The sequence below is a fragment of the Vreelandella nigrificans genome (assembly GCF_002374315.1).
Classification (GTDB): Bacteria; Pseudomonadota; Gammaproteobacteria; order Pseudomonadales; family Halomonadaceae; genus Vreelandella; species Vreelandella nigrificans.
Genome location: NZ_NWUX01000008.1, coordinates 122,289 through 136,789, shown reverse-complemented (window position 1 = coordinate 136,789; position 14,501 = coordinate 122,289). Strand labels below are relative to the sequence as shown.

13 protein-coding genes are annotated in these 14,501 nt (G+C 51.3%); 10 read left to right on the top strand and 3 right to left on the bottom strand.

Annotated features, from left to right (window positions below; translation table 11 throughout):
• Positions 1–107 precede the first annotated feature (107 nt).
• Both pta and CPA45_RS11350 read right to left on the bottom strand, forming a co-directional pair.
• A complete protein-coding gene (pta, locus tag CPA45_RS11355; RefSeq protein ID WP_096651652.1) occupies positions 108–2,291 on the bottom strand; it encodes a phosphate acetyltransferase in 2,184 nt (727 codons plus the stop codon).
• The gene (locus tag CPA45_RS11350; protein WP_096651651.1) at positions 2,288–3,472 is read right to left on the bottom strand and encodes an acetate/propionate family kinase; all 1,185 of its coding nucleotides are present in this window, start codon (positions 3,470–3,472) and stop codon (positions 2,288–2,290) included. Before CPA45_RS11350 ends, pta begins: the two co-directional genes overlap by 4 nt.
• 155 nt (positions 3,473–3,627) lie before the next feature.
• Between CPA45_RS11350 and CPA45_RS11345 the strand changes: the two genes are divergently transcribed.
• The 8 genes from CPA45_RS11345 (at position 3,628) to CPA45_RS11310 (ending at position 11,015) form a co-directional block, all read left to right on the top strand.
• Positions 3,628–4,548, top strand: coding sequence for an EamA family transporter (locus CPA45_RS11345; protein WP_096651650.1), 921 nt, complete (start codon positions 3,628–3,630; stop codon positions 4,546–4,548).
• Positions 4,549–4,665: 117 nt separating this feature from the next.
• Positions 4,666–5,175 carry a porin family protein gene (locus CPA45_RS11340; protein ID WP_078086655.1) on the top strand — a complete coding sequence of 170 codons (510 nt, stop codon included), beginning with the start codon at positions 4,666–4,668 and terminating at the stop codon, positions 5,173–5,175.
• Between the two features lie 220 nt (positions 5,176–5,395).
• Complete coding sequence (locus tag CPA45_RS11335) at positions 5,396–6,457, top strand: type 2 periplasmic-binding domain-containing protein (RefSeq protein WP_096651649.1); 1,062 nt, start codon at positions 5,396–5,398, stop codon at positions 6,455–6,457.
• Positions 6,458–6,549: 92 nt separating this feature from the next.
• Positions 6,550–7,065 (top strand): TRAP transporter small permease subunit, encoded by a 516-nt coding sequence (locus tag CPA45_RS11330; protein ID WP_096651648.1) that lies wholly within the window; start codon positions 6,550–6,552, stop codon positions 7,063–7,065.
• Positions 7,062–8,390 (top strand): TRAP transporter large permease, encoded by a 1,329-nt coding sequence (locus CPA45_RS11325; protein WP_096651647.1) that lies wholly within the window; start codon positions 7,062–7,064, stop codon positions 8,388–8,390. Before CPA45_RS11330 ends, CPA45_RS11325 begins: the two co-directional genes overlap by 4 nt.
• Before the next feature lie 201 nt (positions 8,391–8,591).
• Positions 8,592–9,653 carry an HlyD family secretion protein gene (locus CPA45_RS11320; protein WP_096651646.1) on the top strand — a complete coding sequence of 354 codons (1,062 nt, stop codon included), beginning with the start codon at positions 8,592–8,594 and terminating at the stop codon, positions 9,651–9,653.
• Positions 9,643–10,725: a DUF2955 domain-containing protein gene (locus CPA45_RS11315; RefSeq protein WP_422822029.1), complete on the top strand. Its 1,083-nt coding sequence runs from the start codon at positions 9,643–9,645 to the stop codon at positions 10,723–10,725. The genes CPA45_RS11320 and CPA45_RS11315 overlap by 11 nt, the downstream gene beginning before the upstream one ends.
• Positions 10,726–10,835: 110 nt before the next feature.
• Positions 10,836–11,015: a CsbD family protein gene (locus CPA45_RS11310; protein ID WP_096651644.1), complete on the top strand. Its 180-nt coding sequence runs from the start codon at positions 10,836–10,838 to the stop codon at positions 11,013–11,015.
• Positions 11,016–11,191: 176 nt separating this feature from the next.
• Here CPA45_RS11310 and CPA45_RS11305 read toward each other — a convergent pair whose 3' ends face one another.
• Positions 11,192–11,359 (bottom strand): anion permease, encoded by a 168-nt coding sequence (locus CPA45_RS11305; RefSeq protein ID WP_244287589.1) that lies wholly within the window; start codon positions 11,357–11,359, stop codon positions 11,192–11,194.
• Between the two features lie 321 nt (positions 11,360–11,680).
• Between CPA45_RS11305 and CPA45_RS11300 the strand changes: the two genes are divergently transcribed.
• Both CPA45_RS11300 and arcA read left to right on the top strand, forming a co-directional pair.
• The gene (locus tag CPA45_RS11300; RefSeq protein ID WP_244287588.1) at positions 11,681–13,120 is read left to right on the top strand and encodes a YfcC family protein; all 1,440 of its coding nucleotides are present in this window, start codon (positions 11,681–11,683) and stop codon (positions 13,118–13,120) included.
• Positions 13,121–13,236: 116 nt separating this feature from the next.
• Entirely contained in the window at positions 13,237–14,493 is a 1,257-nt protein-coding gene (gene arcA, locus CPA45_RS11295; RefSeq protein ID WP_096651643.1) for an arginine deiminase, read from the top strand.
• Positions 14,494–14,501 lie beyond the last annotated feature (8 nt).

Genomic DNA, 14,501 nt, shown 5'->3' with positions numbered 1-14,501 from the left:
TCAGTAAGATAAAACCAAGGCTGGCCTTCATATGCTGGAGCAGTCTAAAGAGCCAACCTTGGGAACGTAACGTCGTGCTGTACGTGCAGACCGCTACGTTTGGTTGCCTAGCTTTCCCGCTGGCTGGCCTGAATGGCAGTCAACGCGATGGTGTAGACGATATCATCCACTAGCGCACCACGGGAAAGATCGTTCACTGGCTTATTTAGCCCTTGAAGCATCGGGCCAACGCTAACCACCCGGGCACTACGCTGTACGGCTTTGTAAGTGGTGTTGCCGGTATTCAAGTCGGGGAAAACGAAGACAGTGGCGCGGCCGGCGACCGGTGAGTCAGGGGCTTTCTGCTTACCAACACTCTCAATTGCGGCAGCGTCGTATTGTAGTGGGCCGTCGATGGCGAGATGCGGCGCGCGCTCTTTAGCAATACGGGTTGCTTCGCGCACTTTATCTACGTCGGCACCGGTGCCGGAATCGCCAGTGGAGTAGCTGATCATCGCAACCCGAGGTTCAATGCCAAAGGCTTCTGCCGAACGAGCACTTTGTAGGGCAATTTCGGCCAGAGTTTCGGCATCTGGGTCGGGGTTAACCGCGCAGTCACCGTAGACCACTACTTGCTCTGGCAGCAGCATAAAGAAGATGGATGAGACCTGATTATATTCAGGAGCGGTTTTAATCAGTTGGAAAGCAGGGCGCACCGTATTGGCAGTGGTATGCACTGCACCAGAGACTAAGCCGTCGACTTCATCTAACTGCAGCATCATGGTGCCAAGCACTACATTATCCTGAAGCTGGGCTTCGGCAGTTAGCTCATTAAGTTTTCCGCGACGGCGCTCAACCATGGGGCCAATATAGTTAGCACGGGTGCTCTCAGGGTCGATGATTGTCAATGTCTCGGGAAGCGTAAGGCCTCGGTGGTGGGCAACGCTTTCAATATCGTCGCGTTTGCCTAGTAGGACGCAGTCCGCAATACCGCGCCGCTGGCAGATAATTGCTGCTTCAATAGTGCGTGGCTCGTCACCTTCGGGTAGCACAATGCGTTTTTTAGCCTGCAAAGCGAGCTTAACCAGTTGATGGCGGAAGGCTGACGGTGAAAGGCGTCGGGTGTAACCTAGATTGAGCTTGGCCTTCAGCCACTCTAAATCAAGGTGGGCGGCCACATAACGTGCTACCTGCTCGGCACGTTCGAAGTCGTCCATGGGGATTTCACTACTCAGTTGGCTGAGATTCTGCGCCGTGGTCAAGCTGTCGGTTTCCACTGCCAATACCGGTAGGCCGGTTTTGAGTGCAGGACGGCACATTTCAATCATGTTGTCGTTCGGCAGGAAGCCGTTGGTCAACAACACGCCCGCCAGTTGAGTGCCGTTCATTGTTGCTAAGGCAGCTGCCAGCATCACATCGTCACGATCACCTGAGGCTACCACTAGGCTGCCCGGCGTGAAGATATGTAGCGCATTGGCCGCGCTACGAGCGCATAGGCTAGTAGAGAGTACCCGTCGGCTGACCGCTTCGCCTTCGTTTAGCAGCTTGGCGTTTAGGGCACGAGCTACATCTAAGGTGCGAGGAGCGCTGAGTGTTTTGCTGTAGGGCACTACGCCAATCAGGTGGAAACGGTCGGTGGCCAAAGCAGGGGAGTAACGGCGCAGTTCGTTTAAAACAGACTCTTCCAACTGAGGCTTAATGGTGCCAGGTGCTGCTGAAAGGTCGTCTTCCTGCCCATAAGGCAGATTCTTCATGCGCATTAAAATGCCGCCCAGTGTGCGGCTAGAACTCACACCTCCGAAGCTGCGTGCGTGCATATCCAGCTCTTCGGCAAGCCGTTGTGGCTCGAGGAGGTCGCCAGTACCGACTAAAATAATACGCGCGTTAAGTGCATCCGCCAGCTGCGCGTTGGTTTGGGGGGCGTAAGTGGTGTGCTGGGTTGGCACTACGCCTTCAACCACGATTAAGTCCAGTGCGCTGCCGTCACGATAAGACTGCTGGGCCACTTGGTCGTAAAGTTCGACCACGTTTTCCATCAGTTCATCGGCTTGATCATCACGCAGTAAGCGTTCAAGTCTCGCCTGGGAAATAGGCGATGGTGGGCGTTGATTCAAGGTGCGTGATACCAGTGCCGTTGAGCGATCAAGCCCAGGGCCGTTTAGCTCATTCTGCATAAACGGCTTTAAAAAACCGGCTTTTAGGCCAATGGTATCCAGGGCTTGAATTAAGCCCAGGCAAGCTGAGGTGAGCCCCACACCCATGCTGGTAGGCACGAGTAAAATGGCTTGGGGTTGCTCGGAGGGGCTGTTCATTCAGGGCTCTCCACACAGAGGCGGGTTTCCATGGCGATACGGCCCTCTTCGTCGGTGGGAATCACCCACACTTCCGGCCCGCCATGGCCGACGCTATCTAATTTGCCCTCTTTGCCTCGTATTGTGGTTTCGTTAGCCGCTTTATCTATGCTGAAACCGAAGTGAGGCAGTAGGGAAAGTACTTCGCTACGTACGATCGGTGAGTTTTCGCCAATACCGCCAGTAAAGATAACGCCATCGAGTTTAGGCAGCGCGCAGGAGAGTGCGGCCAGCGATTTGGCAATACGGTAACAGAACACGCCTAGCGCCAGCTTGGCGCCAGGATGGCCTTCAAGTGCTTGTTCTTCCACTTCGCGCATATCATTGGTGAGGCCAGAAAGTCCCAGTAACCCGCTCTGAGTGTTGAGCGCATTGTCGATTTCATCCAATGACCAGCCTAGCTGGCGATGCAGGTGCGCGTGCAGTCCTGGGTCAACATCACCACTGCGTGTGCCCATTACCAAGCCTTCCAGCGGGGTAAGGCCCATGCTGGTATCCAGGCTTTGGTTACTCCAAACCGCGCTAGTGGAACAACCATTGCCTAAATGCGCGGTTAGCCAGCCACCGGCTCCACGGTTGCTCAACTCTCCGGCGCGCTGGCTTACGAAGGCATGACTGGTGCCGTGAAAGCCGTAGCGTCGGATACCATGCTCGGTATACAACGCTTCTGGCAATGCATAACGATAGGCGCGTGGCGGCAGTGTTTGGTGGAAAGCGGTATCAAACACGGCCACTTGGGGCAGCTCTGGAAACACTTTTTTAGTGGCAGCGATGCCTGCAAGGTTAGCTGGGTTGTGTAGTGGCGCAAGTGCAGATGTTGACTCGATAGCAGCGACCACGCTGTCATCGATTAAAGCTGCTTGGGTGAAGTGTTCGCCGCCGTGAACAATCCGGTGACCAACGGCGCCGGGCACTCGACCTTCTAAGCACTTAAGTATGGCGCTTAGCGCTTCAGAGTGATCAGCGTCGGGCAGTTGCTGGATAAAGCTTTCGCCAGCACTGTTTTTACCTTTTAAACGGGCTTCGCTGCTCCCCAAGCGTTCAGCTAAGCCGGCTAAACGTGGTGCCTGAGGGTCTGAATCGATCAACGCATATTTAATAGAAGACGAGCCACAGTTAATGACCAGCACCGGTGCGTTCATAACAACCTTTGTAAAGTAGTTAGTATAGAAATGGGGTTAGACCTTAGTTTAACATGCTGCGCCGCATGATATTAACGCGGTATTTCGTTAGCCTTCTACATAAAATATCGGCATCCTGGTTTCATACTCTAGCTACAGCGAGCTATTTTGCACTTATGTCTTCCACATCGTCCCCTCTGCTACTGCCTCGCCATCTTGCTATTTTGCTGATGGTCGCTGTCGCTACCATGTTTGCGGCTAACCATGTATCTGCACGTTTGGCGTTTGATAACGGCGCCGGCTTGCTGTTAGCGGTGCTAATGCGCTCTGGTGTCGCTTGTTTGATTTTGCTAACGCTGGTGGTGGTCCAGAAAAAACGTTTGTGGTTGCCATCTGGTACATGGCCATGGCAGCTTGCGGTGGGGCTGCTGATCGCAATTCAAAGCGTAAGCCTCTATTCGGCAGTAGCACGGTTGCCGGTGGTTATTGCGCTACTGTTGGTTAACACCTTCCCCATCCAACTGGCACTGCTAAGCTGGGCACTGGGCGGGTCCCGACCTTCGCTGCGTAGCTGCTTGATTATGGGTACTATTTTAATTGGGCTATTGGTTGTGCTCGACATTCCCAGCTGGGTGGCCAATGCAGATGCTATGGGGCCAGAGTGGTTAGCGGGGATTGGCTTTGGGTTAAGTGCGGCCTTCGCGTTTGCCTGTGCATTGTGGATCACTGAGCACCGCCTGGCTGGTGTTGGCAGCACGCTACGTAGCTTGTTGACCATGCAAACTGTGTTTATCGCCATGATTGTTGGTGGCCTGCTTGGCGCGGTGCCAGGAGGAATGAGCCTGCCGGAAAATAGCACAGGCTGGATAGGGCTAACGCTACTGGCTGTCCTGTATGGCAGTGGGTTTTCAATACTGTTTATTTTTGTGCCCCGCCTGGATATGGCACGTAATGCACCGGTCATGAATTTTGAACCGGTCGCTTCCTTACTGCTTGGATATATCGTGCTAGGACAAATGCTTAGCCCTAGCCAATTGGTTGGCGGGGCAGTGGTCGTTAGCGGCATTGTCGTGCTCAGCCTTTCTAAAGGCCGGTAAACCAGGGAGGAAAAAGGAAATTACATGCAAATGGGGTTGACGGATTGCGTTCTCCATAGAGTTGAGCCACACTTAAAAAGCGTAAGGAAACACTGTTTTTTAACTGAGGTTAAAATTATGAAGATGACCGTATTATCACTCACCTCCGCAGCGCTTTTGGCTGGTGCTGGTGCTTTCGCGGCATCGGCTCAAGCGCAACAATCCTTTCAATACCCACAGGGATATGTGGGCGGCGATGCCATGTTCTGGAACTTAGACCCAGACCGCGGCTCTTCCCGCGATGACGTCGGTCTGCGACTTCGCGGTGGTGCGCAGTTTAATGAATTCTTTGCCCTTGAAGGGCATTTAGGTACTGGCGGCTCTGATGGTGATGTAGAGCTAGATTATCTAGTTGGGGCATATGCCAAGGGTATTATCCCAATTGCACCAGAAGTACGTTTGTATGGTTTGGCGGGCTTCACAGAAGTGGATTTTGACCGTGACCGTGAAAGCGGCTTCTCTTACGGCGCAGGCGCAGAGTTTGATGTGGCACCTAATCTGTCACTAGGCGCAGATTATATGCGTTATCTGGACAAGTCTGCGTACACCTTCGACGCTGCCAGTGTCGGTTTGCGCTATCGGTTCTAATTTCATGACGTGATGTAAGATCGAGCAACGAAAACCCCCATCGCTGAAAAGCCATGGGGGTTTTTTAATGGCTCATATCTGAGATTCAGCACAGTTTTGCTTAGTTTGGGCCAAATGCTGCAGCTGCGAAGGTGGTAATGTCAAAGCGTCACGTTGGCGAAAACCAAAATATAAAGCCCAACGCTTAACTTGCTTAAGCTCCCTTCAAGAGGAAACTACCATGTATAAAATGAACAAAATTGCTGTTGCTGTGGGTTTGTGCACCGTTTTGACAGCAGGTTCAGCGGTTGCGGAAGCCGCTGAAAAAAACTGGCGCATGGCCACCCCATGGAGCGGGGGCCCTTGGCTTGAACGTGATGCGCAAATGTTCGCTGATCGCGTTAGTGAGCTTTCCAATGGCAACATCGCTATTGAAATCTATCCTGGCGGCACATTGGGCAGTGCATTACGTGTTACCAATACCGTGAAATCAGGCGTTGCTCAAATTAGTCATAACTATATCAACTATGACTATGGCACTGACCCGACTACTGCGCTGCTTGCGGGCCACTCAAGCGGCTTGACGCCTGAAGAGTTCATGCTGTGGATGTACGAAGGTGGCGGCGTTGAGCTATATGAAGAGTATCGCCGTGATGTATTCGATGTCGTGGCATTCCCATGTGCGATTTTAGGCACTGAAATTTTCCTACACTCTAATAAGCGTGTAGAAACCTTAGAGGACTTCCAGGGGTTACGCTTACGTACCTCCGGCGCATGGTCTGAATTAGCCTCCCGGCTTGGTGCATCCACGGTGGTAATGGCGGGGGGTGACATTTACAGCGCGCTAGAGCGTGGTGTCATTGATGCGGCAGAGTGGGGTAGCCCTGAAATGAACCAACCCACCGGTTTCCAGGAAGTGGCCCAATACGTGATTATTCCTGGTGTACATCAGTCAGGCGGTTTTCTTGAGTGCCAAGTGAATGAAAAAACCTGGGATGGGCTAAGTGAAGATGAACAAGACATGCTGCGTTTAGCCGGTAAGCTCACTGTGTTTGAAACCTGGCTGGCCAGTTCTTTTGCTGATTTAGCTGCCTATCAAGCGTTGGTTGATGGTCCCAATGAAATTGTTCATCTTGACCAGTCCTTTATCGATACCATTTATGAAGAGACCGTCAAGTGGGAAGATGAGTATGCCGCTGAAAATGAGTGGTTTGCTCGCGTCATTGAGTCTCAGCGTGACTTTAAAGACACCATGAGCGTTTGGCCGCAGTATCGCCTGCCAATTGGCAGCATGGGCCGCTAACCGAGCCATCAATGCCATGAAAGAGAGGTCCTTGATCTCTCTTTCATGCGTTTAAGCCTCTCTTTTATGACGTGTTTCTAAGAGTAGCCATCATGAAACTAATTCAAGCGATTGAGTCGCTAACTCGTTGGGCTGGCTGGGTGGGGGCGATATTGATTTTTCCTCTAGTGGGGGCGCTCGTTGTGGAAGTGTTCAGCCGCTATGTTGCCGGGCGCCCAACACTGTGGGCGTTTGAAATTAGCTATATGGTCATGGGTGCAATGTTCATGCTGGGGATGGCCAATGCACTGCGCATAGGCCAGCACGTGAGCGTAGATTTGGTGTCGATGCAGTTGAGCGCCAAAGCTAACGCACTGTTGCGTATTATTGGCTATATCCTGTTCTTGCCTATTTTAGGCTGGCTGGTGTGGGAGCTTTTTCATTACGCCCTGCAAGCCTTCAACTCCAATGAGCGCTCAGGCCGTTCTGCTTGGAACCCTATTGTCTGGCCGATTTTAACGGTTTGGTTTGTTGGGTTTGCCTTACTCGCGCTACAGGTCGTTGCGGAGATGTTAAAGGCGGTAGCGATACTGCGTGGCCAGTCTCTAACTGAGGAGCCCTCGGCATGAGCAGCTATTTATCGTTACTGATGTTTCCGGCGCTAATGGCGTTCATTTTTTCTGGTTTCCCCATCGCATTTTCAATGATTTTGGTAGCCACAGGCTTTGGGATTATTCAGTTTGGTGATGTGGCGGCTTATCAGCTATTAACCAAAATCGAAGATACCGCCTCTAACTCTATTCTTGCTGCCGTACCGCTTTTTATCTTTATGGGGGCAATGCTCGAGCGCTCAGGAATTGCTGAAAGGCTGTTTGAAGCGGTTCATATGTGGACGCGCCGTTTACCCGGTGGTTTGGGGGTAGGTGCGATTGTGATGGGCACGCTGTTTGCTGCCTCAAGTGGTGTGGTGGGGGCTACCGAGGCTGTTATAGGGATGCTTGCAATCCCCGTAATGCTTAAACACCATTACAACAAAAGCCTGATTTCCGGAACAATTTGTGCCAGTGGTTCGTTAGGGACTGCTATCCCTCCCTCTATTACTGTCGTGGTGTTAGGGCCTGTCGCTGGCGTTTCAGTAGGAGCGCTTTTTAGCGGTTTACTGATACCAGGCTTTTTGATGGCGATCATGTTTCTGATCTATATCGTTGGCATCGCCTACTTAAAGCCAGAGATGGCCCCTCGGGTAGATGAGAGCGAGCCTGAGGTTAGCTGGCAGGAAAAAATGCGCGTTACCATGGTCGCATTATTGCCCACGATGCTGCTGATATTTACTGTACTTGGCACTATTTTAATGGGCTTGGCCACACCTACAGAAGCGGCTGCCTGTGGTGCCCTTGGGTCTGTATTGCTGGCATTGGCATATCGCAATCTAACACGGGATGTCTTGTGGCATGCCGCGATCAAAACCATGAATATCTCAGCAATGATTTTGCTGATTGTCATGGGGGGCAGTATGTTTGCGGGGGTTTTCTTTGCCTCTGGCGGCATGGCTACGGTGCAATCGCTACTGATGGATACCGGCTTAAGCCCCTGGATGATTCTCGGTTTGATTCTGTTGATTGCCTTTATTGCAGGCTTTGTACTGGACTTGATTTCTGTTGTGCTCATCATCATTCCTGTGGCAATGCCGATTGTGCGCATGCTAGGTTTCGATGAAATATGGTTCTGTGTGGCATTCCTTGTCGTCCTGCAAACAAGCTATTTAACGCCTCCACTTGCCCCGGCAATCTTCTATTTAAGGGCTATTACGCCACCAGAGATTACTCTCAAGCATATGTATTGGGGGGTTGTGCCGTTCATTGTCGCCCAGTTAGTGGTCCTAGCACTTGTACTGGCTTTCCCCAGTATTGCGTTATGGCTACCTGATGTTATGAGCGGGCCTTCCTGGCGCTAGCTCAACTGCTAATCCTTACCGGTGCCGCCTTTGTGCGGCATCGTTTGTATAAAGATAGTTGTAGAGAGAGTGCAGAGTGGATTTCTAGCATCATTGTTAGCGTGCTAACAATGATGCTAGACTAAAGTCTCTTATATCGTGCGCCCTCGAGGAATGGCGCAGGCTAGGTTGCTAACCTAGTGACTAACAAGAGAGCTCTGCATGACCCCCGATCAAACATTTACCCGCTGGGTAAAGGTGGCTATTACCGCCTTTGTGCTGCTGTTTATCTATTTTTTGCTTGCCGATAGCTTTATGCCGATGACACCTGAAGCGAGAGTGATGCGTCCTGTTGCGCGAATTTCGCCTGAGCTCAGTGGCCCCTTGAGTGAGCTTTGGGTGAGCGATCATCAACATGTTTCTAAAGGCGATGTTCTGTTTCAGATAGACCCGTTGCCATTTCAATTAGCCGTTGATCAAGCGCAGTTAAAGCGTGAACAGGCCGAGCGTGAGAATGCTCAGTTGGAAGCCGAGTTAGCCTCTGCGCAAGCGGAGCTGGCATCTGCTGAAGCCACTGCTGTTGAGCGGCAGGGAGAGCTGCGCCGTGCGGAAACACTGCTGGCGCGTCAGAGCGTTTCACGTCAGCACTATGAACAGCTGGTCGCTGCTGAGCACACTGCGAAGGCCAGTGTGGCGGCAGCCAAGGCCAAGATTGTCAGCCTTGAAGTGCAGTTGGGCGAATCAGGTGAAACAAACCTGCGTTTGCGGCAAGCAGATAATGCGCTCGCCAAGGCGCAATTGGATCTCGAGCATACTCAAGTGCGTGCTGCTCTGTCAGGCAGTGTTACGAACCTTCAGCTAAAGGAGGGTGACTATGTGCAGGCGGGTCAACCAGCCGTAGCAGTTGTGGCGGATGGAATTGATATTGTCGCTGATTTTCGTGAAAAGAGCCTACGCCATGTCTCACCGGGAGATCCAGCAAGAGTCGTCTTTGATGCTTGGCCGGGCCAAGTGTTTAATGCACAAGTACTCGCTGTGGATGCTGGCGTGCGGGAAGGGCAGCTGACTGCTGATGGCCAACTGGCCGATATTCCTACTACCGACCGGTGGGTACGTGATGCCCAGCGCATGCGTGTACATGTGGCGTTAAAGGAATCAACCGCCCACTTACTACCCAGCGGCGCGCGTGCCACTGTGCAGCTGGAGCCCAGCAGCTTTATATTGGCTAAGCCCTTTGTATGGCTTCAGGCGCATCTAATCAGCTGGCTGCACTATGTCTACTAAATGGTCTACTAAACGGTCTATTAAAAGTGAGCGTAGGGTGTTTACTCAGCGGCCGGCGTTGACCCCAAATGGTTTACGGCAGTGTCTGCGGGTAGCAGGGGGCGGCGCGCTCGGGTTTATGGTCAGCCAGCTTATGGGCTGGAACTACGGTGTGTTTTTTACCGTTTTTCCGATGTTTTTGCTGGGTATGGTGCCTATTTTGAATGGCAGCATTATCCGTCAATTTTTTTCCAACGTGTCGCTTAATGTTCTTGAAGTTAGCTTAGTCGTTGGCCTATTCAAACACATGCCCGTGGTGATGACGTTAGTGGTGTTGGGGATATTTCTGTTCCGGTTTAACCTGATGGCGAAGGGGGCGTTGTTCCTATTTGGCGCTAATGGCGTGCTGACGTTAAGTATTTTGCTCCACTTCGCAAGCTACCCGAATGTTGATTTAAGCGACCTATTAGCCAGTAACTTGTTAGCGAGCGGTTTGGCGGTGTTGATTGCTATGCTGATGCATACGCTATTTCCAGACGTGGAAGCGCGCCAACCACCACCTAGAGCCCCTAAAGCACCCTCTCAAATACGCCATGAAACGTTAATAGGTGCTTTAACCGCTACACTTTCTTTTGTCGTATTCCAGGTATTTGACTTGCAGGGGTCACTTTCTGCGCAGATGGCTACCATCTTGGTGCTATTTGCACTGGGGTATTCTGGTGCACGAATATCAGCCGCTAAGCGGGCGGTGGGGACGTTGCTAGGATGCAACTTGGCATTACTGATGCAGCTTTTGCTTTATACCCAGAGCCATCATTTCCTATTGGTTGTACTGCTTTACTGGTTAGGGTTGATGCTCTTTGCTAGAGAACATATCTATGAAGGCGGCGGATCTGGGATTGGTTTTGCTGGGCTTACTACGTTGGGGATTCTATTTGGTCAATCGCTAGGCCCTCAGCAAGATTTGGTTTATAGCGCCCTGTACCGCTTTTCATCGATGAGTGTCGCTCTTACGCTTACCCTATTGGTCATGGCCTGTCTGCATATTCTATTGAATAGATGGGAGCCAACCCGCTTATCAGAAATAAAATGAGGCAGCTTTTTTAATAAACGCTACGCTGATGATGTCCATGTGCGGTTTTTAGCGTTAAGCGTAGCTTCACATGTGGCGTTTTTCCTACTAACGGATTAGAGGTGTTCGTCATGACAGATAGTAAAACTGATAAAGTAAAAGGCACAGTCAATAAGGCCGCAGGCAAAGTAAAAGAGGCTGCAGGCAAGGCAACGGGGAGTACCAAAACAGAAGCGAAAGGTAAAGCCCAGCAGGTGAAAGGTGAACTTCAGAAAGCTAAAGGTGAAGCCAAGGAAAAGCTTAAAAAGTAACTGGTAATCCGTCAGCTAATTATCGTTACAACCGGAGCCATTGGCTCCGGTTGCAGTTTCTCAGCCCTTATTTAAGCCAGTGCAATGAATGGCCAATAAATACTATACGCTGATAAGCGTTGAGGAATTTCCTTCTGGTACGATGATGAGGCAAGCAGATGCTGTATTTCACGCGCTCAATAATGGCCTAGTAGCTTCCACCATAAACCTCTAACCACCACCCAAATGAGTAAGTTCACTATGCTCATAATGCCGCCCGCTTTCCACCACTCTCCTAGTGTCAGGTAGCCCGAACCGAAAATCACCGGTGAGGTGCCTGTGGCGTAGTGGGTTAAGGTCATCATGATGAGGGCGCCAAACCATAGCAGCGTATCTCAGGCATTTTTCTCTTAACTATGGCTGGCAGGATATCTCTCAAGATAACTTCTTCACTTCCTTATGTTTTTAACACCCTATTTGATAATTAAAAATTTAAAAAAATAATTTTTAATTTTTATATTTTTGTTTGTTGATGTTTATCAACTTTTTTACTTTGATCCTGGCCTATAGTTGAGGGAGTTAAAAGCTAATGCCTATTAGTTTGTATCGTGATAATGGCTTTTTTGGCCCGTAAAAATGCAGGGAACGAGAACTTGTTGGGGCGAGAACTTATGGGGGAGAGGGCAGTGGATAACATACAAACGAATGGTAATAAGAAAGAGAAAAGCTTTCGTTTTCCAACGGCTTTTAGCATTTTATTTAGCCTGACAATCTTGGCTGCAATGCTGACTTGGTTCGTACCAGCGGGCCAGTATGAGCGGGAATTTGATGAATCGCTGGGGCGTGAAGTTACCGTTGTAGGTAGCTATCAGCAGGTGGAACCTAACCCACAAAATGTCTGGGATGTGTTAATGGCCCCAATAGCAGGGCTCTACGACCCTGAGAGCAATACGGCTAATGCAATCGATGTGGCGCTTTTCGTGCTCATCATTGGTGGCTTTATTGGGGTTGTGACGGCAACCGGTGCGATTGATGCGGGAATTGGGAGAGCGATGACCCGCATGGCGGGGCATGAAAAATGGATCATTCCGTTGCTAATGGGGCTGTTCGCCCTGGGGGGCAGCACCTATGGGATGGCCGAGGAGACACTGGCTTTCTACATGCTGCTAATTCCTATCATCATCGCTGCTGGCTATGACTCAGTAACGGCCGTTGCCATTATTCTGCTGGGGGCGGGAGTAGGTGTGTTGGGCTCGACAGTCAATGCATTCGCTACGGTTATCGCATCCGATGCTGCAGGCATCCCCTTCACCGATGGCCTTGTTCTAAGGCTAGTGATACTGACGCTGTGCTTCGTGGCCACTGTTCTGTATGTGATGCGTTATGCGGCGAGTGTTCGCCGTAATCCCAAAGCCTCAATTGTTAGTGATCAGTATGAAGCGGATCGTGAGTACTTTCTAAGCCAGCGCGACGCGGAAACATTGCCGTTTACGCGTACCCGTAAGCTAGTGCTCATTCTATTCGCTTGCACCTTCCTCATTATGGTGTGGGGTGTACTGGCGCAAGATTGGTGGATGGGCGAAATGACGGCACTCTTCCTGGCATCCAGCTTGGTAGTTGGCGTCGTGTCCCGCCTGGGTGAAGTACGTTTTGTCGAATCGTTTGTCGGTGGTGCCAAAGAGCTGCTGGGGGTCGCGCTTATCATCGGCCTGGCCAGGGGGATTGTGGTCATCATGGATGCTGGCTTAGTCACCGATACGCTTTTGCACTGGTCTGAAGAGCGTGTGAGCGGCCTCTCCAGTGTTGCCTTCATCAATGTGATGTATTGGTTGCAAGTGATGATGTCGTTTTTTGTTCCCTCCTCATCAGGCCTAGCGGTAATGAGTATGCCTGTTTTAGCACCTATGGCGGACTTCGCTGGGGTAGGACGAGATTTGGTAGTGACCGCTTATCAGTCGGCGAATGGATTAGTGAATCTGATCAATCCAACCTTTGCCGTGGTAATGGGGGCGCTTGCAATAGGACGTGTGCCCTATGAGCGTTGGCTGCGATTCATGTGGCCGCTGCTGTTGATTCTGACAGTGATCATTCTGGTGTGTTTGAGTCTGGCAGCTCTGCTGGGCTGAAAGGCTCTCAATGTTGGCCGTGGCCACAAGCTGCTAAGTCGAAAATGACTAGGCCACAAATTACTGGGCCACAAGCTTAACGATACATGCCTACCGGCATGCAAAGGAGAAACGTGATGTCTACCAATACCCGAATGCTAGGTGTCCATTCCGAAGCAGGCAAACTGCATAAAGTAATGGTCTGCTCACCTGGGTTGGCTCATCAGCGTCTGACGCCGAGTAATTGTGATGATTTGCTGTTCGACGATGTACTGTGGGTTAGCCAAGCCAAGCGTGATCATTTTGATTTTGTGACAAAAATGCGTGAGCGGGGCGTGGAAGTGCTGGAGATGCACAACCTATTGACGGATACGCTGAAGCTTCCCGAAGCTCGCAGTTGGCTCCTGGATCGTAAGATTACCGCTAATCAGGTGGGTCTAGGGCTACAGGATGAGGTGCGTGCCTGGCTTGATGAGATGGAGCCGCGTCGGCTAGCTGAATTTCTTATCGGTGGGGTATCAGGCAGTGATATGGCGGGCTCCGAGGGTGGTGAAATACTTAAGATGTTCCGCGATTACCTGGGCCATTCAAGCTTTATTCTGCCGCCTTTGCCGAACACTCAGTTCACTCGGGATACCACATGCTGGATCTACGGCGGTGTAACACTGAACCCTATGCATTGGCCAGCTCGGCGTCAGGAAACGCTGCTTACCACGGCGATCTATAAATTCCATCCTGAGTTTGAAAAGGCCGATTTTAAGGTTTGGTACGGTGATCCTGATGTCGACCATGGCTTAGCGACTCTGGAGGGTGGAGACGTGATGCCGATAGGCAACGGGGTGGTGCTTATTGGAATGGGCGAGCGCAGCTCCCGTCAGGCCATTGGTCAAGTAGCGCAGGCGTTATTCTCTGCTGGCGCGGCCAAGCGAATCATTGTTGCAGGTCTGCCTAAATCTCGCTCGGCCATGCATTTGGATACCGTTTTCAGCTTCTGTGACTATGATCTGGTGACGATTTTTCCTGACGTCGTGCGCAACATCGTCGCGTTCAGTCTGAGGCCCGATGAGAGCCGCCCAGGCAGTATTGATGTACGCCGAGAAGAAAGTAGCTTCCTTGATGTGGTGGCAGAGTCTCTTGGATTGCCCGCTTTACGTGTTGTTGAAACAGGTGGCAACAGCTTTGAATCAGAGCGTGAGCAATGGGATGACGGCAACAATGTCGTGGCACTGGAGCCCGGTGTTGTCATTGGCTACGACCGCAACACCTACACGAATACCTTGCTACGTAAGGCAGGCGTGGAAGTGATTACCATCAGCGCCAGCGAATTGGGTCGTGGCCGTGGCGGCGGCCACTGTATGACCTGCCCAATCATTCGTGACCCCATTGATTACTGAGAGCACCC

Bases quoted from the DNA above. Each gene is read 5' to 3' on its own strand.
- pta (WP_096651652.1), bottom strand. From the start codon at position 2,291: ATGAACAGCCCCTCCGAGCAACCCCAAGCCATTTTACTCGTGCCTACC.
- CPA45_RS11315 (WP_422822029.1), top strand. From the start codon at position 9,643: ATGTCTACTAAATGGTCTACTAAACGGTCTATTAAAAGTGAGCGTAGG.
- CPA45_RS11350 (WP_096651651.1), bottom strand. From the start codon at position 3,472: ATGAACGCACCGGTGCTGGTCATTAACTGTGGCTCGTCTTCTATTAAA.
- CPA45_RS11305 (WP_244287589.1), bottom strand. From the start codon at position 11,359: ATGATGACCTTAACCCACTACGCCACAGGCACCTCACCGGTGATTTTC.
- CPA45_RS11310 (WP_096651644.1), top strand. From the start codon at position 10,836: ATGACAGATAGTAAAACTGATAAAGTAAAAGGCACAGTCAATAAGGCC.
- arcA (WP_096651643.1), top strand. From the start codon at position 13,237: ATGTCTACCAATACCCGAATGCTAGGTGTCCATTCCGAAGCAGGCAAA.
- CPA45_RS11320 (WP_096651646.1), top strand. From the start codon at position 8,592: ATGACCCCCGATCAAACATTTACCCGCTGGGTAAAGGTGGCTATTACC.
- CPA45_RS11325 (WP_096651647.1), top strand. From the start codon at position 7,062: ATGAGCAGCTATTTATCGTTACTGATGTTTCCGGCGCTAATGGCGTTC.
- CPA45_RS11330 (WP_096651648.1), top strand. From the start codon at position 6,550: ATGAAACTAATTCAAGCGATTGAGTCGCTAACTCGTTGGGCTGGCTGG.
- CPA45_RS11345 (WP_096651650.1), top strand. From the start codon at position 3,628: ATGTCTTCCACATCGTCCCCTCTGCTACTGCCTCGCCATCTTGCTATT.
- CPA45_RS11340 (WP_078086655.1), top strand. From the start codon at position 4,666: ATGAAGATGACCGTATTATCACTCACCTCCGCAGCGCTTTTGGCTGGT.
- CPA45_RS11335 (WP_096651649.1), top strand. From the start codon at position 5,396: ATGTATAAAATGAACAAAATTGCTGTTGCTGTGGGTTTGTGCACCGTT.